Consider the following 18,181-nt stretch of genomic DNA (forward strand, 5'->3'; position numbering starts at 1 on the left):
CGCTGTGTCGGCTGTGTATCTTGATCAGCCTTTGGCCGTTTGGGCGGCCACTATCCTATTTTTGAGATTGGCCCCACGAGGCGAATCTGAGCGTTTCTAAATAAAAAATTGAGGAGCACATCGATGCGCGTAATTCTGCTGGGAGCTCCCGGGGCCGGTAAAGGTACTCAGGCAAAGTTCATCACCGAAAAGTTCGGCATTCCACAGATCTCCACCGGCGACATGCTGCGTGCTGCGGTCAAGGCCGGCACCGAGCTGGGCCTGAAGGCCAAGAGCGTGATGGACAGCGGTGGCCTGGTGTCCGATGACCTGATCATCAACCTGGTCAAGGAACGCATCAGCCAGGCCGACTGCGTTAATGGCTTCCTGTTCGACGGCTTCCCGCGCACCATTCCTCAGGCCGAAGCGCTGGTCAAAGCCGGTGTTGAGCTGGACAACGTAGTAGAAATCGCTGTTGACGACGAAGAGATCGTCCAGCGTATTGCCGGCCGCCGGGTGCACGAAGCTTCGGGCCGGGTCTACCACACCGTTTACAACCCGCCGAAGATCGCCGGCAAGGACGACATCACCGGTGAAGACCTGGTGCAGCGCAAGGACGACACCGAAGAAACCGTGCGTCATCGCCTGTCGGTCTATCACTCCCAGACCAAGCCGCTGGTGGAGTTCTACCAGCAACTGGCCGCGGCTCAAGGCAAACCGAAGTACAGCCATATCCCTGGCGTGGGTTCGGTGGAAGTGATCACCGCCAAGGTGCTCGAAGCCCTGAGCTGAGTTGCCTGATCGTTTGATCGTTCAACGGCCCGCTTGCGGGCCGTTGCTGTTTATAATGCGTCACTTTTTTCAATGCCGATGGAACCCCCGATGAGCACCTTGCTGGCCCTGGACACCGCGACTGAAGCTTGCTCCGTTGCTTTGCTGCATGACGGCAAGGTTACGAGCCATTACGAGGTGATTCCCCGCCTGCATGCGCAGAAGCTGTTGCCGATGATCCAGGAGCTGCTGGCCAATGCCGGCACCACCTTGCAGGCGGTGGATGCGATTGCCTTTGGCCGTGGCCCCGGCGCTTTCACCGGCGTGCGGATCGCCATTGGCGTGGTGCAGGGGCTGGCCTTCGCCCTGGAGCGTCCGGTGCTGCCGGTGTCCAACCTGGCGGTGCTGGCCCAGCGCGCTTTGCGTGAGCACGGTGCGACCCAGGTGGCCTCGGCCATCGATGCGCGCATGGATGAAGTCTATTGGGGCTGCTACCGGGAAACGGCTGGCGAGATGCGTCTGGTGGGCGCCGAAGCGGTGCTGCCGCCGGAGGTCGCGGCCTTGCCGGAAGGGGCCAGCGGCGACTGGTTCGGCGCGGGCACCGGCTGGGGTTATGGCGAGCGCATCGCGGTCCCTCTCAGTGGTCAGGACGCGGGCATGCTGCCCCACGCCGAAGACCTGCTGACCCTGGCGAAATTTGCCTGGGAGCGGGGCGAAGCGATAGTTGCCGACGACGCACAACCGGTCTATCTGCGCGACAAGGTGGCCACGCCCAAAGCCCGTTGAGGGTGGTCCAAGTGTTTGCGGGGGTTCAGATTTTTCCGGTGTAAACTGGCCAATCGTCTGGTTTTCGGAGTCGATTCTGCTCGGGTTTAAACCTTTTGGCTTTTCTGTGTTCTAGTTATCACTTGGGCATTTGCTAAGTCGAAGCGGTGCCGCTAAATTGCCATCATTGACCCCGGGCTTTTCAGTATGCGCATAGACGGCATCTCCTCTCAGTCCTACCCCATCAAGCGCAAGCCTCGTAAAGGCCTGGCGCTGGTAGACGAGTCTCTGGACGATGACGACGCCATTGAAGTCCAGTCCGAACCTGCGACTCAAAGCCGTTCCCAGGCATCTGCCCCCCGCACCGGTAATCTCCCCGCCCGTCCTCAGGACATGATCTTTCAGCGCGCGATGAAAAAGAGCGTGGCCAATGCCCTGGCCAGCTACCTGACCACCGCCGGCTTTGTCGATTGGGATCTGGAAGTGGTGGGGCTCGACCTGTACATCTGATGCTGCCTTATTTCCTGGGTTGTCCTTCCTGGAGCGAAAACGCCTGGCGTGAGTACCTGTACCCGGAGGATGCGCGACCCACTGATTTCCTTGGCCTGTATTCCCAGGTCTTCAATGCCGTTGAAGGCAACACCACCTTCTATGCACGGCCCGCGCCCGGCACTGTGCAGCGCTGGGCCCAGATCATGCCCGAGCACTTTCGTTTCACCGCCAAGTTTCCCGGTGACATCAGCCACGGCGGTGACCTGCGCGAACAACTGAGCGCTGCCCAGACCTTTATCCAGTTGCTCAGCCCCCTGGGGGAACGTGTGTCGCCCTTGTGGCTGCAATTGCCGGCCAGCTTCGCACCGCAGCGTCTGGGGGAGTTGGCGGGCTTTATCGAGGGTCTGGAGCGGCCGCTGGCGGTGGAGGTCCGGCATCCGGAGTTCTTTGCCAAGGGCGATGCGGAGCGCATGCTCAACCGACTGTTGCGTGAGCGTGGCGTCGAGCGTATCAGCCTTGATCCACGGGCCCTGTTCAGTTGCACGTCCACTGCTCCCGCGGTGCTGCACGCCCAGTCGAAAAAGCCCAAGGTGCCGCCGCGACCTGCGGCGTTCACCCAGTTTCCGCAAGTGCGCTTCATCGGTCATCCGGAGCTTGAGGCCAACGATCCATTTCTCGTGCCCTGGATCGACAAGGTCGCCGGCTGGATCGAAGAGGGGCGTACCCCTTATGTCTTCCTGCATACCTCGGACAACCGACTGGCCGCTGAACTGGCTCGCCGTTTTCATAGCCAGCTGATGCAACGTTTGCCTGGCTTGCCCGCGTTGCCTGAGTTATACAGAGAGCCCGCCGCGGAGCAGCTCGGCTTGCTCTGAGGCGTCTTCATTGCCTTCTTCCGGAGCGAGCAAATGGACGCGCAAACCCTTCGAGCCAATGCCTTCAAAGCCCTGCATGAACGTGCCGGCGCCTTTGTCATTCCCAACCCCTGGGATGCCGGTTCCGCGAAGATGCTGGCCGGTCTCGGGTTCGAGGCCCTGGCCACCACCAGCGCCGGTTATGCCTTCTCCCTGGGGCGTCCGGATGCCGAGGGCGCCGTCAGCCTGGAAGACACCCTGGACAATGTGCGGGTCATAGTCGGTGCCAGCAGCCTGCCGGTGGCGGTGGACTTGGAAAACGGCTTTTCCGACAGTCCTGAAGGTTGCGCCCAAGCCCTGTTGTTGGCGGCAGCCAGTGGTGTGGTTGGAGGCTCGATCGAGGACGCCAGCGGTCGCGCCGACGACCCTATCTATGACTTCAACCTGGCGGTGGAGCGTATCGAGGCATGTGCTGCCGCCGTGCGCAGCTTGCCATTCCCCTTCATCCTGACTGCCCGGGCGGAGAACCTGCTCCACGGTCGTGATGATCTGCCAGACACCATTCGCCGCTTGCAGGCCTTTGCCGAAGCCGGTGCCGATGTACTCTATGCTCCGGCCCTGCGCAGCGCCGAGGAGATTGTGCAGGTGGTGCGGGCTGTGGCGCCCAAGCCGGTGAACGTGCTGATGTCTGGTGGCCTCAACCTGAGCGTGGCGCAACTGGCGGAGCTGGGGGTCAAGCGCATCAGTGTCGGTTCGGCCCTGGCCCGGGCCGCCTATGGTGCTTTCTACCGGGCTGCGGAGGATATCCGCGAGCATGGTCGCTTTGATTTTGCCGATCGTGCGATGCCGTTTCGGCAGATCAATCAATTGTTCAAACAGCCATAAAACGGGACATTCTGTGCGGGTGGTGAGAATTCTGGGCGTCCTGTTGTTGCTGGGCGCCTTGTTGTTGATCGGTATACGCCTGGGCTGGGTGCCGCTGGCGGATGCCTGGAACCCTTGGGCGCCGCTGGATGTAAGGGCCAAGCCGAATCTGTTGACCCGCTTCAAGCTGGCGCGGCTGCGGGACGATCCGCAGCTGTGCGACGAGGTGCTTGGCCGCTCTGGCCTGCGCACCAGTCGCCAGCCCGACAGTCGTGGTGATGTGGCCTGCCCATTGAGCAATACCTTGCGCGTGCAAGGTGGCGATGTCGCCTTGAGCAGCAGCTTCCTTGCCAGTTGCCCACTGGCGGTGGCCTTTGCCCTTTATGAGCGCCACGGGCTGCAGCCCGCGGCACAGGCGGTGTATGGGCAGCGCGTGGCGCGGGTCGATCATCTGGGCAGTTTTGCCTGCCGCAATATGTACAGTCGTGAGAATGGTGCTCGCAGTCAGCACGCCAGTGCCAACGCCCTGGATATTGCCGGTTTTCGACTGGCGGACGGGCGCAGCATCAGTGTGCTCAAGGATTGGCCGAAGGACAGCGATGCGGGACGTTTTTTGCGACTGGCCCGGGACGGTGCCTGCGATGCATTCAATGTGGTACTGGGGCCGGATTACAACAGCGCCCATCGCAACCATTTTCATCTGGATGTAGGGCCTTGGTGGATATGTCGCTGAGGAGCCGGCTCAGGCGGCGATGCGCAGGTTCTGCAGAATCAGTGGGCGTGCCCAGCCGATGTCGAAGTCCATCTGCCGCTGTTGCTCGATAAGCTCCTGCGGCGGGAACGGTTCGGCCGGTTTATCCAGCAGGTCCAGTTCGAATTCGGCGATGGGCAGGTGCAGCGGACGTGGTTCCGGCGCCGGGCCGGGGGCCGGCAGCGGCTGACCGGCATTAAGCACGATCGGGCGGACCCAGCCACTCTCAAAGTCCTGCTGACGTTGCTGGGCAACGATTTCTTCCGGCGGGAAGGGTGGAGCCGGCTTGTCCAGCAGTTCCATTTCGAATTCGGCGATCGGCAGGAACAGCGGCTCAGGGGGGCGAATCTCGGTGTCCTGAACATCGCAATGGCGCTGGTTGACGATCTGCGTCAGAACATCGGTGCCGCCAACCGGCTCCACGGGACCATCAATGGCCACCGCGGGCAGCCCTTCAACGTTCGCGCCTTCTCCCTGTTGCTCGGCCAGGGCCTGGGCAAAGAAGTCCTGCCACAGATGGCTGACGCCGCTCAGTGCCTGGGAGTTGCGTAGGCCATAGTCGCCGTGGCGAGAGATATAACCTATCGATGTGCGTTGAATGTCTGACATTGCTCTCGGTCGACGCTGAGCTCTGGCAAAATGGCCGATAGTTCTGTTATCGGCAGTTTTTGCCGATCATTAATTTTTTGAGTGTGTTTTCAGATGAATGAGCAACCCGCGGCCTGCCGCATCAAAGTCGAGGCCCTGGACGCTGGATTCGCGCCGCAGGCTCAGCAATGGGCACAACGCCTGGGACTGCCGTTGCAGATCGACGAGGCCGAGTTTGCCCTGCAGGTGGGTGAGCAGGGGCTGCAATTGCAGCAGCTGGGCGCCGATGCACCAGGGCCGGTGCGGGTGGACTTTGTTGAAGGCGGAGCGGCCCACCGGCGGCTGTACGGTGGTGGCAGCGGGCAGATGATTGCCAAGGCGGTGGGCGTTGCTCAGGGCGTGCGGCCACGGGTGCTGGATGCCACGGCAGGCTTGGGCAAGGACGGGTTTGTCCTGGCTACCCTCGGCTGTGAGATGAGTCTGATCGAGCGCCAGCCATTGATTGGTGCGCTGCTGGAGGACGGGTTGGCCCGGGGGGCGCTGGACGCCGAGGTGGCGCCTATCGTTGCCCGCATGCACTTGCTCAAGGGCAACTCTATCGAGCTGATGCGCAACTGGGAGGGCGAGCCGCCTCAGGTGATCTACCTCGATCCGATGTTTCCCCATCGGGAGAAAAGCGCCTTGGTGAAAAAGGAAATGCGTCTGTTCCGGCCGTTGGTGGGGGACGACAACGACGCTCCGGCGCTGCTGGCCGCAGCCCTGGCCCTGGCCAGCCATCGAGTGGTGGTCAAGCGCCCGCGCAAGGCACCGTGCATTGAAGGGCCGAAGCCAAGCCATGGACTGGAAGGCAAATCCAGTCGCTACGATATCTACCCGAAGAAGGCCCTCAAGGCCTGAACCCGATGTAGGCGCCGGCTTGCTGGCAAAAGCGGTTTCAGGGGAGGGCTCCTGGTTGTAGGAGCCGGCTTGCCGGCGAAGGCGATCTCAGGGCCTCTTCGCTGGCAAGCCAGCTCCTACAACAGCCTGCTCCCGCACATGCCGGTTTCTATGGCCGGTAGGCGCGCATGAACAGATCCACCACTTCTTGCACGTGCTCTTCCGCAGCGGGGCCTCTCAAGGGCTCGCCGCAACCATAGAGCAGGCGGAAGTTCGCCCCGCCCTTGAGCATGCAGAAGAAATGCTCGGCGGCATTGCGCGGCTTGTCGATGTGCAAGGTGCCCAACTGATTGATTCGCCCCAGCAGCCGTTCCATACCCTGCAGTACGCGTTCGGGGCCGGCCTCAATGAACATTTGCGAGAGCTTGGGATCCTGATTGCCCAGGGCCATGATCAAGCGATGCAGGTTCACCGACTCGTCGCTGTTGATCAACTGATGAAAGCCTCGTGCGATGTTCAACAGGACGCCTCGCACCGGTGTGTCGGGCGTCAGTTCGTAGATCAGCGTGGGCAGCTGCTCTTCGCACTTGGCCACCACGGCGGCGGTGAACAGGGTCTCTTTGTCGTTGAAATGGCTATAGACCGTGAGTTTTGAAACGCCGGCTTCGGCGGCGACCGCATCCATGCTGGTACTGGCGTAGCCATTGCTCAGAAACAGGTTTTTCGCTGCTTCGAGAATGGCCTGGCGCTTGGCCAGATCCTTGGGCCTGCCTGGCCCAACGTTTGCGGAGTGATTGTCGGACATTTTTTCGCTGTTAATACTGGACTGGTGAGTTTGCTATTAATAACATACCGGCCAGTATAATTATTCCAAGCACCATTAGCGAAAGGTCGCCGCCATGTTCCGCTATGCCTTGCCAGTCAGCCTGGCTTTTTTTCTGTCTGCTTGTGGGCACGAAGAGCCCGTTCAAATTGGCGTCCGACCGGCCATGGTGGTCCAGCCAGAGCCTTCGGCGCGGGTTTCGGACAGTTATCCGGGCGAGGTGCGAGCCCGCTACGAACCCGACCTGGCGTTCCGTATCGGTGGCAAGGTCAGTCGACGACTGGTGGAAGAAGGCGAGCGGGTCAAGGCCAATCAGCCCCTGGCCGAACTCGATCCCCAGGATGTTCGCCTGCAACTGGAGGCCACTCGGGCCCAGGTCACGGCGGCCACTGCCAACCTCAATCTGGTGCGCGCCGAGCGTGATCGCTACAAGACCCTGCTGGAGCGGCAGATGGTCAGCCATTCCCAATACGACAACGCCGAAAACCTCTACCGTGCTGGTGAAGCACGCCTGAAGCAGATCAAGGCCGAGTTCGACGTGGCCAACAACCAGGCCGGTTATGCCGTGCTGCGTGCCCCGCAGGATGGCGTGGTGGCCAAGCGCGCAGTGGAAGTGGGGCAAGTGGTGGCGGCCGGGCAGACAGTCTTTACCCTGGCCACTGACGGTGAGCGTGAGGTGCTGATCAGCTTCCCCGAGCAGAACTACGGTCGCTTCAAGGTCGGCCAGCCAGTCTCGGTGGAACTCTGGACCCAGCCGGGCCAACGTTTCGACGGGCGCATCCGCGAGCTGTCCCCGGCTGCCGATCCCAAGTCCCGGACCTTTGCCGCACGCATTGCCTTCAGTGCCGGCAAGGTTCCGGCGGAGTTGGGCCAGAGCGCCAGGGTGTTCATCCAGAGCGCTGATGCGCTGTCGCTGTCGGTGCCGTTGTCGGCGCTGACTGCCGAAGGGGGCGCGACCTACGTTTGGCGAGTCGATGCCAACAACACCTTGCACAAGACGCCGGTACGGGTCGGTGCCTTCGGTGAGAAGACAGTGCCGGTGCTCGAAGGTTTGAGCGCCAGCGATTGGGTGGTGGCAGCCGGGGTGCATGTGCTCCATGAGGGCTTGCAGGTGCGCCCGGTGGATCGCTCCAACCGTGTGGTCAATCTGGCGGTCAAGGAGTAGTCCCCGATGGGTTTCAACCTTTCTGCATGGGCGTTGCGCAATCGCCAGATCGTCCTGTTCCTGATGCTGTTGCTGGCCATTGTCGGTGCGCTGTCCTACACCAAGCTGGGCCAGAGCGAAGACCCGCCTTTCACCTTCAAGGCCATGGTGATCCGCACCAACTGGCCGGGGGCCACGGCCCAGGAAGTGTCGCGCCAGGTCACCGAGCGCATTGAAAAGAAACTCATGGAAACCGGCGAGTACGATCGCATCGTTTCCTTCTCCCGCCCCGGGGAATCCCAGGTGACCTTCATTGCCCGGGATTCGATGCACTCCAACGAGATTCCCGAACTCTGGTATCAGGTTCGCAAGAAGATCAGCGACATTCGCCAGTCCCTGCCGCCGGGCATCCAGGGACCCTTCTTCAACGATGAATTCGGTACGACCTTCGGCAATATCTATGCGCTGACAGGGCAGGGCTTCGACTACGCCGTGCTCAAGGACTATGCCGACCGTATCCAGATCCAGCTGCAGCGGGTCAAGGACGTGGGCAAGGTCGATCTGCTGGGCCTGCAGGACGAAAAGATCTGGATCGAGCTATCCAACGTCAAGCTGGCAACCCTGGGCCTGCCCTTGGCAGCGGTGCAAAAGGCGCTGGAGGAGCAGAACGCAGTGTCCACTGCGGGGTTCTTCGAGACCCCCAGCGAGCGGGTGCAATTGCGGGTATCCGGCAACTTCCAGACGGTGGAGCAGATCCGCAATTTCCCGATCCGGGTCGCCGATCGCACCTTCCGCATTGGTGATGTGGCGGATGTGCGTCGCGGCTTTAATGATCCACCGGCACCGCGCATGCGTTTCATGGGGGAAGACGCCATTGGCCTGGCCGTGGCGATGAAGGACGGCGGCGACATCCTGGTGTTGGGCAAGGCCCTGGAAGGCGAGTTCTCCCGCCTGCAGAAAAGCCTGCCGGCGGGGATGGAGTTGCGCAAGGTGTCCGATCAGCCGGCGGCGGTGAAAACCGGGGTCGGCGAGTTTGTCCGGGTGCTGGCCGAGGCCCTGATCATTGTCCTGCTGGTGAGCTTCTTTTCCCTGGGGGTGCGCACTGGCATGGTGGTGGCCCTGGCGATTCCCTTGGTGCTGGCGATCACGTTCGCCACCATGTACTACCTGGGGATAGGCCTGCACAAGATTTCCCTGGGCGCCCTGGTGCTGGCGTTGGGGCTGTTGGTGGATGACGCGATCATTGCGGTGGAGATGATGGCGATCAAGATGGAGCAGGGGTTCGACCGGATCAAGGCCGCCAGCTTTGCCTGGACCAGTACCGCCTTTCCCATGCTCACCGGCACCCTGATTACCGCAGCGGGCTTTTTGCCGATTGCCACGGCCCAGTCCGGCACCGGCGAGTACACCCGCTCGATCTTCCAGGTGGTGACCATCGCCCTGGTGGCCTCATGGATTGCCGCCGTGGTCTTCGTTCCCTACCTGGGGGAAAAGCTCCTGCCGGACCTGGCCAAGATCCACGCCGCCAAGCACGGCGCCGAGTCCAATCCCCACGGCACGCCTTTCTACCAGCGCGTGCGCCGGGTGGTGGGCTGGTGCGTGGAGCGGCGCAAGACCGTGATCGTCCTGACCATCCTGGCATTCGTCGGTTCGGTGATGCTGTTCCGTTTTGTCCCGCAGCAGTTCTTCCCGGCCTCGGGCCGCCTGGAATTGATGGTCGACCTGAAACTGGCGGAAGGTGCTTCCCTGAGCAACACCGCCGATGAGGTCAAGCGCCTGGAGGCGATGCTCAAGGACCACCCAGGCATCGACAACTACGTGGCCTACGTGGGAACCGGCTCGCCGCGTTTCTACCTGCCGCTGGACCAGCAACTGCCGGCCACCAGCTTTGCCCAGTTTGTGGTGCTGGCCAAGACCATCGAGGAGCGGGAGAGCCTGCGCAGTTGGCTGATCGCGACCCTCAATGAACAGTTCCCGGCCTTGCGCTCCCGGGTCACGCGCCTGGAGAACGGTCCGCCAGTGGGTTACCCGGTGCAGTTCCGGGTCACGGGCGAGCACATCGAGGAGGTTCGCGCCCTGGCGCGCAAGGTGGCGGCCAAGGTGCGGGAGAACCCCCATGTGGTCAACGTTCACCTGGACTGGGAGGAGCCGAGCAAGGTGGTCTACCTGAATATCGATCAGGACCGGGCCCGGGCGCTGGGTGTCAGCACGGCCAACCTGTCGAAGTTCCTGCAGAGCTCGCTGATCGGTTCCACCGTCAGCCAGTACCGTGAGGACAACGAACTGATCGAGATTCTCCTGCGCGGAACCCAGCAGGAGCGCACTGAGCTGGCCTTGTTGCCAAGCCTGGCAGTGCCCACCGACAACGGCCAGAGCGTGTCGCTGTCCCAGGTCGCGACCCTGGAGTACGGCTTCGAGGAAGGGGTGATCTGGCACCGTAACCGCTTGCCCAACGTCACCGTGCGTGCCGATATCTACGGCAAGGAACAACCGGCGACGTTGGTGCAGCAGATTCTGCCGACCCTGGAGCCGATTCGCGCCGAACTGCCGGACGGCTTCTTGCTGGAGGTGGGCGGCACTGTCGAGGATTCGGCCCGTGGCCAGAACTCGGTGAAGGCCGGCGTGCCGCTGTTCATCGTGGTAGTGCTGACCTTGCTGATGATTCAGCTGCGCAGTTTTTCGCGCACCGCCATGGTGTTCCTCACTGCGCCCCTGGGGCTGATCGGGGTCACCCTGTTCCTCCTGGTGTTCCGCCAGCCCTTCGGCTTTGTGGCCATGCTCGGCACCATTGCCCTGTCCGGGATGATCATGCGCAACTCGGTGATCCTGGTGGACCAGATCGAACAGGACATCAAGGCTGGCCTGCGTCCCTGGGATGCGATCATCGAAGCCACTGTGCGGCGTTTCCGTCCCATCGTGCTGACTGCCCTGGCGGCGGTACTGGCGATGATTCCGCTGTCGCGCAGTGTGTTCTTCGGGCCGATGGCGGTGGCCATCATGGGCGGCCTGATTATCGCCACGGTCTTGACCCTGCTGTTTCTGCCAGCGCTGTATGCGGCCTGGTTCCGGGTCAGGAAGGACTGATCCGGGCAACTCGCAAGGCATCAACCTGGGCCGGGTAGAGATTACCCGGCCTGGTTTTTCCGCAGTGCAGGTTTTCCAGCAATTGGGCAGCGTGCTCTTCGAGCATCTGCTGCCTGGGACTTAGGGGGAGCAGGCCAGGACCGCAAGGTCGTGAATGGACAGCAGTCCGCAGGGGGGGGGCCATGACCGGACCGCCAGCTCTGGCATTTCATCCGGGGGCTGCCCCCTAGCCAGGGAGTCTGCCTTCAGTAGGAGCTGCGGGGCTTGCCCAAGAGCCAATGGGACCTGCACCGTCAGGGCAACCTGCTGTACTTTCGCCGGCACTCGCGGCCTTGCCCGCTAAACAGTGGGCAAGGCCGTAGGGCGGATCAGAGGGTGCCGAAGACCTTCTTGGCCAGGCTGGTGGCCGCAGCCGCCGGGTTCTGGCGAATGGTTTCTTCCTGCTTGCCGATCATTTCGAACAGACCATTGAGGGCTTGCTCGGTCACGTAGCCTTCGATGTTGGCGCTCTTGGCATCCAGCACACCCAGGGTCGCGGCCTGGCCGGCGAAGGAGTTGTACTGCTTGGCCAGGCCTACCTGGTCGGTGGCTTGCTTGACGATAGGCAGGAACTTGGCGCGGATCTGTTCGCGGCTGCTCTTGTCCAGATACTGGGTGGCGGAGTCCTTGCCACCGGCGAGAATGCCCTTGGCGTCGGCCACGGTCATCTTCTTCACCGCGTCCACCAGCAGTGCCTGCGCTTGCGGCACGGCGGCCTCAGCGGCCTTGTTCATGCTGGTTTCCAGCTGATCGACCTGATCCCCCATGCCGAACTGTTTCATTTTCTTCGCGACTTTGCCGAGGTTGCCCGGCAGTTCGATACGCACATCGGGGTTGTTGCTGAATCCGCCGGGTGTTCCCAGCTGTTTGACGGCGATCTGTGCGCCTTGGGTCAGGGCGTCCTTGAGGCCACCGCTGGCGTCACCCTGGGACAGGTCGCTCAGGGACAGGGCCAGGGCACTGGCGGAGATCAGCAGGCCAGCGCACAGGCTGGTGAAACGGAGCGAGGTACGGAGCATGGCGGCTTCCTTGGGCAATGAAAATTAACGTACAGCGTCGACACGGAGTTTCAACGGCTGGGGATCTTTGCCGTCGAGGTTGACCCCGTTGTGTTCGGTGGTGATGAACATCAGCTTGCCGTCCAGTTCGATCCGCGCACTGACCGCGTAGCGGTGGCCGGGCTTGACCTGGGCCGGGTCGTAGTTGAGGTGGAAGGGCAGCGGCACCTGGCCTTTGACCGGGCCACTCTGCTCGGCCAGGACCACCGCCGGAGCGTCCGCCAGGGAGACGTCCTGCAGGCTCACGCTCAAGGTGGCGGCAGGCGGCAGGGCGATGCGTTGCAGATAGAAGACTTCGCCGTCGAGGCTGGCCTTGGCTGCGGGTTGCATGGCCTGGCAGGCTCCAAGCAGCGCAGTGGCTGCCAGCAGGGTGAGTTTTTTCATGACGGATCTCCGTATCGAGGGCGCCGCAGGTTCTGCGGCGCCGATAAGAATCTAGTCGCTTTGCGCCGGTGCCGCGAGCTGGTCGGCGGCATCTTCGCTGCGGTGCAGGGCGACCTGGCGGATCGACAGGCGAATCTCCGCCGGCAGCACCCGTTTGGCCGCGCCCTCGGCCAGTTCCCCCAGCAGTGGGTGATAGCTCAGCTTGCCGGCTTCGTCGCGGCGCAGTACGCCCTGATCCAGCAGGGTCTGGATGAAGTGGCGGAACAGGCTCTTGTCGAAGAACTCCGGGGCATTGAGGCCATGCAGGATCGACAGGCGCTGGGCCATGACCGTGCACAGGTCTTCCAGTTCTTCGGCGCTGATACTGTTCTGGCCGCTGTTGAGCAACAGGGAAATGGCCATGTAGAAGCGCTGCAGGGTCTGGGCGATGCTCTTGGACAGCAGGGTCAGCAGGACAAAATGCCGCGAGCTGGGCGCCGGGCGCAGGTACAGGTCTTTCTCGAAGCGCAGCAGGCCCTGTTCGACGAAGGCCTCCAGCCATTGATCCACCACGCCGTCCAGTTCTTCCAGGGACCAGCGAATGAACAGCTCCGACTGCAGGTAGGGATACAGCGCGCGGGTGTAGCGCAGGATCTGTTCGCGGCTCATGCGCGACGAACTCTGGAAGAAGCTCGCCAGCAGTGCCGGCAGGGCGAAGATATGCAGCACGTTGTTGCGGTAGTAGGTCATCAGGACGGCGTTCTGCTCGTCCAGGTAGAGGATCTTGCCCAGGGCGTCGTTCTGCTCGGCCAGCAGGTTCATGTCCTTGACGTGCTGGATCAGCGCCTGGCCGTCGCCTTCCGGCAAGGTGGTGTGGGGCGAGTAGGGCACGCGGCGCAACAGCGCCAGGTACAGGTCCAGGACTCGGGCCATGGCTCGGTCGTCCAGGGCCAGGCGGCTGGTGGACAGCAGGGCCAGGGCCACCAGGTTCACCGGGTTGATCGCCGCGGCTTCATTGAGGTGCTGAGCCACACGCTCGCCCAGGCGGTTGGTGGTTTCATTGAGCCAGGCCGGGCGGTATTGCGGGCCCAGTTCCTGGGTGCGCCAGTCCGGTTGTTCCTGGTCGAGGAATTCCGCCAGTTTGATCGGTTCGCCGAAGTTCACCGCCACCTGGCCAAAGCGCTGTTTGAGGGCGCCGATGACTTTGAAGATGTCGAAGATCGACTCCTTCTTCTTGCTCGCGCCGCGCAGTTCGCCCAGGTAGGTGCGGCCTTCCAGAACCCGTTCGTAGCCGATGTACACCGGCACGAAAACGATGGGCATGCGTGAGGAACGCAGGAAGCTGCGCAGGGTGATGGCCAGCATCCCGGTCTTGGGCTGCAGCATGCGTCCGGTACGCGAGCGGCCGCCTTCGACGAAGTACTCCACCGGGAAACCCTTGGTGAACAGGGTGTGCAGGTACTCGTTGAACACCGAGGTGTACAGCGGGTTGCCCTTGAAGGTGCGGCGCATGAAGAAGGCCCCGCCGCGGCGCAACAGGCTGCCGATCACCGGCATGTTGAGGTTGATCCCGGCGGCGATGTGCGGCGGGGTCAGGCCATTGCGGAACAGTAGGTAGGACAGCAGCAGGTAGTCGATATGGCTGCGGTGGCAGGGCACGTAGATCACTTCGTGGCCCTGGGCGATTTTCTGTACGCCTTCGAGGTGGTTGACCTTGATCCCGTCGTAGATCTTGTTCCAGAACCAGCTCAGCACCACTTCCAGGAAGCGGATTGCAGTGTAGGTGTAGTCCGAGGCGATCTCGTTGCCGTAGCGCAGGGCCTGGGCCTTGGCCTTTTCCGGGGAGATCTTCTCGCGCTCGGCCTCGTCGAGGATCGCCTGTTTCACCAGGGGTTGATTGAGCAGGCCCTTGACCAGGTTGCGCCGGTGGGAGATGTCCGGGCCGATGACCGCGGCCTTGAGGTTGCGAAAGTGCACCCGCAGGATGCGCTGGGCCATGCGCACGGTGCGCTCGTGACCCTTGTTGTGCTCGATCAGTTCGCGCAGGTTGATCGGGGCCGAGAACTGCACCCGGGTCTTGCGCCCCAGGATCATGATGCTCAGCAGCCGGCGCAGGCGTCCGGTGACCGCCCAACTGTCGGCGAACAGCAGCTTCCAGGGGCTGGACTCGCTGTCCGGGGACTGGCCCCAGAACACACTGACCGGAATGATTTGCGCATCTTCGGCAGCGTTCTGGGTCAGGGCGCTGACCAGTCGGGTCAGGGTTGGCGGTGCGCCGCGTTTGTCCTGGCGACCGAGCCAGTCGGGTTCCGGGGTCAGGTAGAAGAACGCCGCGGGCTCCAGCAGGTTGCCCACCGACACCGGCAGTACCGGGCGTGGCAAGCCGGCCTTGGTGCATTCGGTATCGACCACGGCGAGGTCAGTCAGGGATGGGTTTTGCAGGACGTAGAACACCGGCCGGCTGCGGTCGAGGTCGAGGGTGAAGGACGACTGGTTGATGGTTTCCGAGCGCACCCAGAGGTACAGCAGGCGGCGCAAGGTGCCAAACACAAGACGACGGATCGGGGAGCGGGTCATACGGCTTCTGCGTGAGTGAATAAGAAATCAAAACCGAGCACCTGCTCGGGGCCGGTAGTGTGCCGGATTCGCCGAAAATCGGCAAAAAAGCACCCAAACAAGATTGAGTTGAGAGTTTTTACGCCTGTCATATACTCGGCCGACTCTCCCGCGGTCGTATTGCCTCCAGTCATAGAGAGGCAGCTCGAGGGAAAGTTCTCAAGGCAGGGTGGCAGTGCGCCCAGCCAATAATAAAAAAATGAGGTGTGGATTCATGACTACTCGTGAGACCGGCAACGTGAAGTGGTTCAACGACGCCAAGGGCTACGGCTTTATCCAGCGTGAAGGTGGGGCGGACGTGTTTGTCCATTACCGAGCGATCCGTGGCGAAGGCCACCGTTCGCTGACCGAAGGCCAGCAGGTGGAATACGCCGTGGTCGAAGGTCAGAAAGGTCTGCAAGCCGAAGACGTCGTCGGCCTGTAACCAACCCTGCAGGAGCTGGCTTGCCAGCGAACGGGGCGCTGGCGATGCAAGGCTCAGGGGCCTTTTCGCCGGCAAGCCGGCTCCTACCGGATTGCGCTGTTCAGGCAGTGCGCCAGGTAATCTCTTCTTCGCCGTCGGTGCTGATGCGAATCCAGCGATCGGCGGTCTCTTCACCTTCTTCCTCGACCCAACTGCCCGGTGCGCAGCGCACTTCCACATTCAGCGCGGCAAAGGCGGCTCGGGCACAGGCGATGTCGTCGTCCCACGGAGTCTGGTCGCTTTCCAGGTACAGGCTGTTCCACTTGCCCACGGCCTTGGGCAGCCAGGTCACGGGTACTGAGCCTGCGGTGCATTTGTAGGTCTGGCCCTTTTGCACCCAGTCGCTGCACGGGCCGAGCACGGCGCCGAGCCAGGTGGCGATGGCCTTGTAGTCGACGTCGGCGTCTTTCAGGTAAATCTCGATATCGGGCTGGCGCATGGATGTCCTCATTGCCGGTCTGAAAAATCCATTCGCGGATTTCTTCGACCTCGGGCCCATGCCCGCGGTCGTTGGGTTAAGTGGGGGGTTACTGCAGCACGAAGTAATCGTAGCGCATCGACACGCTGACCTCGAAAGGCTCGGCCTGCTCGATCACCGCGGCCCGGCGTTCGGCGCTGGCGCGCCAGCCGTGGGGCGTCATGGCCAACAGGTTGGCGCGATCTTCCGGGCGTTCCAGGCGCAGCCTGAACTCCAGGGTTTCGCTGTGGGCCAGGGCCATGCCCTCCGGCACCAGGGCCAGGTGCTTGTCGTCGGTGTATTCACGCACTTCGTCGTACAGGCGTTCGCGCAGCTCCATCAGGTGGCCGCTGGTAGGGCCGACTTTCATCAGGCCGCCACCCGGGCTCAACAGGCGCTTGGCCTCTTGCCAGTCGAGGGGGCTGAAGACGCTGGCGAGAAACTGGCAGCTGGCATCGGCCAACGGGATGCGCGCCATGCTGGCGACCATCCAGGTCAGTTGCGGCGCGCGACGACAGGCGCGTTTCACGGCCTCCCGGGAAATATCCAGGGCGTAGCCGTCGGCGTCGGGCAGGGCGTCGGCCAACTGCGCGGTGTAGTAACCCTCGCCGCAGCCGATGTCGACCCAGCGCTGGGGCGTGCGTTCTGCCGCCAGCTCTGCCAGGCGCCGGGCCACCGGGGCGTAGTGCCCGGCGTTGAGAAAGTCGCGGCGGGCCTCGACCATGGCCTGGTTGTCGCCCGGGTCACGGCTGTTCTTGTGCTGCACCGGCAGCAGGTTCAGGTAGCCCTGGCGGGCACGGTCGAAGCGATGCCCGGCCGGGCAGACCACGCCGTTGTCCACGGCGTTCAGCGGTGCGTTGCAAAGAGGACAGGCAAGCATCAGGCAAGCAACTTGATCAGGGTCTGGTAGTAGATTTCGGTCAGCACATCCAGGTCACTAGCCAGGATGCGCTCATTGACCTGATGGATGGTGGCGTTGACCGGGCCCAACTCCACCACCTGGGTGCCCAGGGTGGCGATGAAGCGCCCGTCGGACGTGCCGCCGCTGGTGGATGCCTGGGTCTCGCGGCCAGTGACTTGCTTGATGCTGGCCGAGACCGCGTCCAGCAGGGCGCCGGGTTCGGTGAGGAACGGCAGGCCGGACAGGGCCCAGTCCACGTGCCAGTCCAGGCCGTGCTTGTCGAGGATCGCTGCAACCCGTTGTTGCAGGCCTTCAACGGTGGATTCGGTGGAGAAGCGGAAGTTGAACACCGCCACCAGATCACCGGGGATCACATTGGTGGCGCCGGTCCCTGAATTGAGGTTGGAAATCTGGAAGCTGGTGGGCGGGAAGAAGGCATTGCCGTCGTCCCAGTGTTCGGCCGCCAGTTCCGCCAAGGCCGGAGCCGCCAGGTGGATCGGGTTCTTGGCCAGGTGCGGGTAGGCCACGTGGCCTTGCACTCCACGTACCGTGAGCTTGGCGCCGAGGGAGCCGCGGCGGCCGTTCTTGACCACATCGCCCACCAGGCTGGTGCTCGAAGGTTCACCGACGATGCACCAGTCCAGGCGCTCCTTGCGTGCCGCCAGGCGTTCCACCACCGCCTTGGTGCCGTGGTGCGCCGGGCCTTCTTCGTCGCTGGTGATCAGAAAGGCCACCGAGCCCTTGTGGTCCGGGTAATCGGCGACAAAGCGCTCGGCGGCCACCAGCATGGCGGCCAGGCTGCCTTTCATGTCCGCCGCGCCACGGCCACACAGCATGCCGTGCTCGTCGATCAGGGCTTCGAACGGGTCGTTCTGCCAGGCCTGGACCGGGCCGGTGGGCACCACGTCAGTGTGGCCGGCGAAGCACAGCACCGGGCCTTCATGCTGGCCATGGGTGGCCCAGAAGTTGTCCACGTCCTCGATGCGCATCGGTTCCAGCTTGAAGCCGGCATCCCCCAGGCGCTGCATCATCAGCTTCTGGCAGTCGGCGTCGACCGGCGTCACCGAGGGGCGACGGATCAGATCACAGGCAAGTTGCAGGGTCGGCGAAAGCTCGGCAGGGGCCGTCATGGGGAACTCCGGTGCAAGGCATTGTGTAGGAGCCGGCTGGCCGGCGATGGCGGTTTACTGGTTACACCGCGTCGCGTGGTTCGCTGGTCAGCCAGCGCCTACAGGGTTGGGCGGGGCGCGCAAAATGGCGGATATCTTAAAGCAAAACGGCGGCCTGAGGCCG

The 18,181-nt window shown here is 62.8% G+C and carries 18 protein-coding genes; 10 read left to right on the forward strand and 8 right to left on the reverse strand.

Features of this window, described 5'->3' with window-relative positions:
- Positions 1-123 precede the first annotated feature (123 nt).
- The 6 genes from adk (at position 124) to LOY69_RS05660 (ending at position 4,458) form a co-directional block, all read left to right on the forward strand.
- Positions 124-771 carry an adenylate kinase gene (adk, locus tag LOY69_RS05635; protein WP_102861340.1) on the forward strand — a complete coding sequence of 216 codons (648 nt, stop codon included), beginning with the start codon at positions 124-126 and terminating at the stop codon, positions 769-771.
- Positions 772-861: 90 nt separating this feature from the next.
- The gene (tsaB, locus tag LOY69_RS05640; RefSeq protein ID WP_102878531.1) at positions 862-1,536 is read left to right on the forward strand and encodes a tRNA (adenosine(37)-N6)-threonylcarbamoyltransferase complex dimerization subunit type 1 TsaB; all 675 of its coding nucleotides are present in this window, start codon (positions 862-864) and stop codon (positions 1,534-1,536) included.
- A gap of 186 nt (positions 1,537-1,722) precedes the next feature.
- Positions 1,723-2,025, forward strand: a complete 303-nt coding sequence (locus LOY69_RS05645; RefSeq protein WP_102878532.1) for a hypothetical protein — start codon at positions 1,723-1,725, stop codon at positions 2,023-2,025.
- Positions 2,022-2,882, forward strand: coding sequence for a DUF72 domain-containing protein (locus tag LOY69_RS05650; RefSeq protein WP_265074875.1), 861 nt, complete (start codon positions 2,022-2,024; stop codon positions 2,880-2,882). The genes LOY69_RS05645 and LOY69_RS05650 overlap by 4 nt, the downstream gene beginning before the upstream one ends.
- 33 nt (positions 2,883-2,915) lie before the next feature.
- Positions 2,916-3,746 (forward strand): isocitrate lyase/PEP mutase family protein, encoded by an 831-nt coding sequence (locus LOY69_RS05655; protein ID WP_102878533.1) that lies wholly within the window; start codon positions 2,916-2,918, stop codon positions 3,744-3,746.
- Between the two features lie 13 nt (positions 3,747-3,759).
- Positions 3,760-4,458, forward strand: a complete 699-nt coding sequence (locus LOY69_RS05660) for an extensin family protein (RefSeq protein WP_102878534.1) — start codon at positions 3,760-3,762, stop codon at positions 4,456-4,458.
- A gap of 9 nt (positions 4,459-4,467) precedes the next feature.
- On the opposite strand, the gene LOY69_RS05665 is transcribed toward LOY69_RS05660, so the two are convergent.
- Positions 4,468-5,085: an energy transducer TonB gene (locus tag LOY69_RS05665; protein ID WP_110596470.1), complete on the reverse strand. Its 618-nt coding sequence runs from the start codon at positions 5,083-5,085 to the stop codon at positions 4,468-4,470.
- Positions 5,086-5,178: 93 nt separating this feature from the next.
- On the opposite strand from LOY69_RS05665, the gene LOY69_RS05670 reads away from it, so the two are divergent.
- Positions 5,179-5,961 carry a class I SAM-dependent methyltransferase gene (locus LOY69_RS05670; RefSeq protein ID WP_102861346.1) on the forward strand — a complete coding sequence of 261 codons (783 nt, stop codon included), beginning with the start codon at positions 5,179-5,181 and terminating at the stop codon, positions 5,959-5,961.
- Between the two features lie 148 nt (positions 5,962-6,109).
- On the opposite strand, the gene LOY69_RS05675 is transcribed toward LOY69_RS05670, so the two are convergent.
- The gene (locus LOY69_RS05675; RefSeq protein WP_102861347.1) at positions 6,110-6,745 is read right to left on the reverse strand and encodes a TetR/AcrR family transcriptional regulator; all 636 of its coding nucleotides are present in this window, start codon (positions 6,743-6,745) and stop codon (positions 6,110-6,112) included.
- Positions 6,746-6,839: 94 nt separating this feature from the next.
- Here LOY69_RS05675 and LOY69_RS05680 point away from each other — a divergent pair, with 94 nt between their 5' ends.
- A complete protein-coding gene (locus tag LOY69_RS05680) occupies positions 6,840-7,928 on the forward strand; it encodes an efflux RND transporter periplasmic adaptor subunit (RefSeq protein WP_102878537.1) in 1,089 nt (362 codons plus the stop codon).
- Between the two features lie 6 nt (positions 7,929-7,934).
- Positions 7,935-10,991, forward strand: a complete 3,057-nt coding sequence (locus LOY69_RS05685) for an efflux RND transporter permease subunit (RefSeq protein WP_110596471.1) — start codon at positions 7,935-7,937, stop codon at positions 10,989-10,991.
- 368 nt (positions 10,992-11,359) lie between these two features.
- Here LOY69_RS05685 and LOY69_RS05690 read toward each other — a convergent pair whose 3' ends face one another.
- The 3 genes from LOY69_RS05690 to plsB are packed head-to-tail and all read right to left on the reverse strand — an operon-like array spanning position 11,360 to position 15,028.
- A complete protein-coding gene (locus LOY69_RS05690) occupies positions 11,360-12,049 on the reverse strand; it encodes a DUF4197 domain-containing protein (RefSeq protein WP_102878539.1) in 690 nt (229 codons plus the stop codon).
- Positions 12,050-12,073: 24 nt separating this feature from the next.
- On the reverse strand, positions 12,074-12,472 hold the full coding sequence (locus LOY69_RS05695; RefSeq protein WP_265074237.1) for a YbaY family lipoprotein: 399 nt from the start codon (positions 12,470-12,472) through the stop codon (positions 12,074-12,076).
- Positions 12,473-12,523: 51 nt separating this feature from the next.
- Positions 12,524-15,028, reverse strand: a complete 2,505-nt coding sequence (gene plsB, locus LOY69_RS05700) for a glycerol-3-phosphate 1-O-acyltransferase PlsB (RefSeq protein WP_102878541.1) — start codon at positions 15,026-15,028, stop codon at positions 12,524-12,526.
- A 253-nt stretch (positions 15,029-15,281) separates the two neighbouring features.
- Between plsB and LOY69_RS05705 the strand changes: the two genes are divergently transcribed.
- Positions 15,282-15,491: a cold-shock protein gene (locus LOY69_RS05705; RefSeq protein ID WP_011059510.1), complete on the forward strand. Its 210-nt coding sequence runs from the start codon at positions 15,282-15,284 to the stop codon at positions 15,489-15,491.
- A gap of 100 nt (positions 15,492-15,591) precedes the next feature.
- Here LOY69_RS05705 and LOY69_RS05710 read toward each other — a convergent pair whose 3' ends face one another.
- From LOY69_RS05710 to dapE, 3 genes are all read right to left on the reverse strand, one after another.
- Positions 15,592-15,969 carry a hypothetical protein gene (locus tag LOY69_RS05710; RefSeq protein ID WP_102861352.1) on the reverse strand — a complete coding sequence of 126 codons (378 nt, stop codon included), beginning with the start codon at positions 15,967-15,969 and terminating at the stop codon, positions 15,592-15,594.
- An 88-nt stretch (positions 15,970-16,057) separates the two neighbouring features.
- Positions 16,058-16,867 carry a putative RNA methyltransferase gene (locus LOY69_RS05715; protein WP_102861353.1) on the reverse strand — a complete coding sequence of 270 codons (810 nt, stop codon included), beginning with the start codon at positions 16,865-16,867 and terminating at the stop codon, positions 16,058-16,060.
- Positions 16,867-18,018 (reverse strand): succinyl-diaminopimelate desuccinylase, encoded by a 1,152-nt coding sequence (gene dapE / locus LOY69_RS05720; RefSeq protein ID WP_265074238.1) that lies wholly within the window; start codon positions 18,016-18,018, stop codon positions 16,867-16,869. The genes LOY69_RS05715 and dapE overlap by 1 nt, the downstream gene beginning before the upstream one ends.
- Positions 18,019-18,181 lie beyond the last annotated feature (163 nt).

Source organism: Pseudomonas sp. B21-059 (assembly GCF_026016285.1).
Taxonomy (GTDB): Bacteria; Pseudomonadota; Gammaproteobacteria; order Pseudomonadales; family Pseudomonadaceae; genus Aquipseudomonas; species Aquipseudomonas danubii.

What these genes read in the sequence shown, in the direction of transcription:
- LOY69_RS05670 (WP_102861346.1), top strand. Translation starts at nt 5,179, where the DNA reads ATGAATGAGCAACCCGCGGCCTGCCGCATCAAAGTCGAGGCCCTGGAC.
- dapE (WP_265074238.1), bottom strand. Translation starts at nt 18,018, where the DNA reads ATGACGGCCCCTGCCGAGCTTTCGCCGACCCTGCAACTTGCCTGTGAT.
- LOY69_RS05665 (WP_110596470.1), bottom strand. Translation starts at nt 5,085, where the DNA reads ATGTCAGACATTCAACGCACATCGATAGGTTATATCTCTCGCCACGGC.
- LOY69_RS05655 (WP_102878533.1), top strand. Translation starts at nt 2,916, where the DNA reads ATGGACGCGCAAACCCTTCGAGCCAATGCCTTCAAAGCCCTGCATGAA.
- plsB (WP_102878541.1), bottom strand. Translation starts at nt 15,028, where the DNA reads ATGACCCGCTCCCCGATCCGTCGTCTTGTGTTTGGCACCTTGCGCCGC.
- LOY69_RS05645 (WP_102878532.1), top strand. Translation starts at nt 1,723, where the DNA reads ATGCGCATAGACGGCATCTCCTCTCAGTCCTACCCCATCAAGCGCAAG.
- LOY69_RS05690 (WP_102878539.1), bottom strand. Translation starts at nt 12,049, where the DNA reads ATGCTCCGTACCTCGCTCCGTTTCACCAGCCTGTGCGCTGGCCTGCTG.
- LOY69_RS05710 (WP_102861352.1), bottom strand. Translation starts at nt 15,969, where the DNA reads ATGCGCCAGCCCGATATCGAGATTTACCTGAAAGACGCCGACGTCGAC.
- tsaB (WP_102878531.1), top strand. Translation starts at nt 862, where the DNA reads ATGAGCACCTTGCTGGCCCTGGACACCGCGACTGAAGCTTGCTCCGTT.
- LOY69_RS05715 (WP_102861353.1), bottom strand. Translation starts at nt 16,867, where the DNA reads ATGCTTGCCTGTCCTCTTTGCAACGCACCGCTGAACGCCGTGGACAAC.
- adk (WP_102861340.1), top strand. Translation starts at nt 124, where the DNA reads ATGCGCGTAATTCTGCTGGGAGCTCCCGGGGCCGGTAAAGGTACTCAG.
- LOY69_RS05705 (WP_011059510.1), top strand. Translation starts at nt 15,282, where the DNA reads ATGACTACTCGTGAGACCGGCAACGTGAAGTGGTTCAACGACGCCAAG.
- LOY69_RS05695 (WP_265074237.1), bottom strand. Translation starts at nt 12,472, where the DNA reads ATGAAAAAACTCACCCTGCTGGCAGCCACTGCGCTGCTTGGAGCCTGC.
- LOY69_RS05675 (WP_102861347.1), bottom strand. Translation starts at nt 6,745, where the DNA reads ATGTCCGACAATCACTCCGCAAACGTTGGGCCAGGCAGGCCCAAGGAT.
- LOY69_RS05680 (WP_102878537.1), top strand. Translation starts at nt 6,840, where the DNA reads ATGTTCCGCTATGCCTTGCCAGTCAGCCTGGCTTTTTTTCTGTCTGCT.
- LOY69_RS05685 (WP_110596471.1), top strand. Translation starts at nt 7,935, where the DNA reads ATGGGTTTCAACCTTTCTGCATGGGCGTTGCGCAATCGCCAGATCGTC.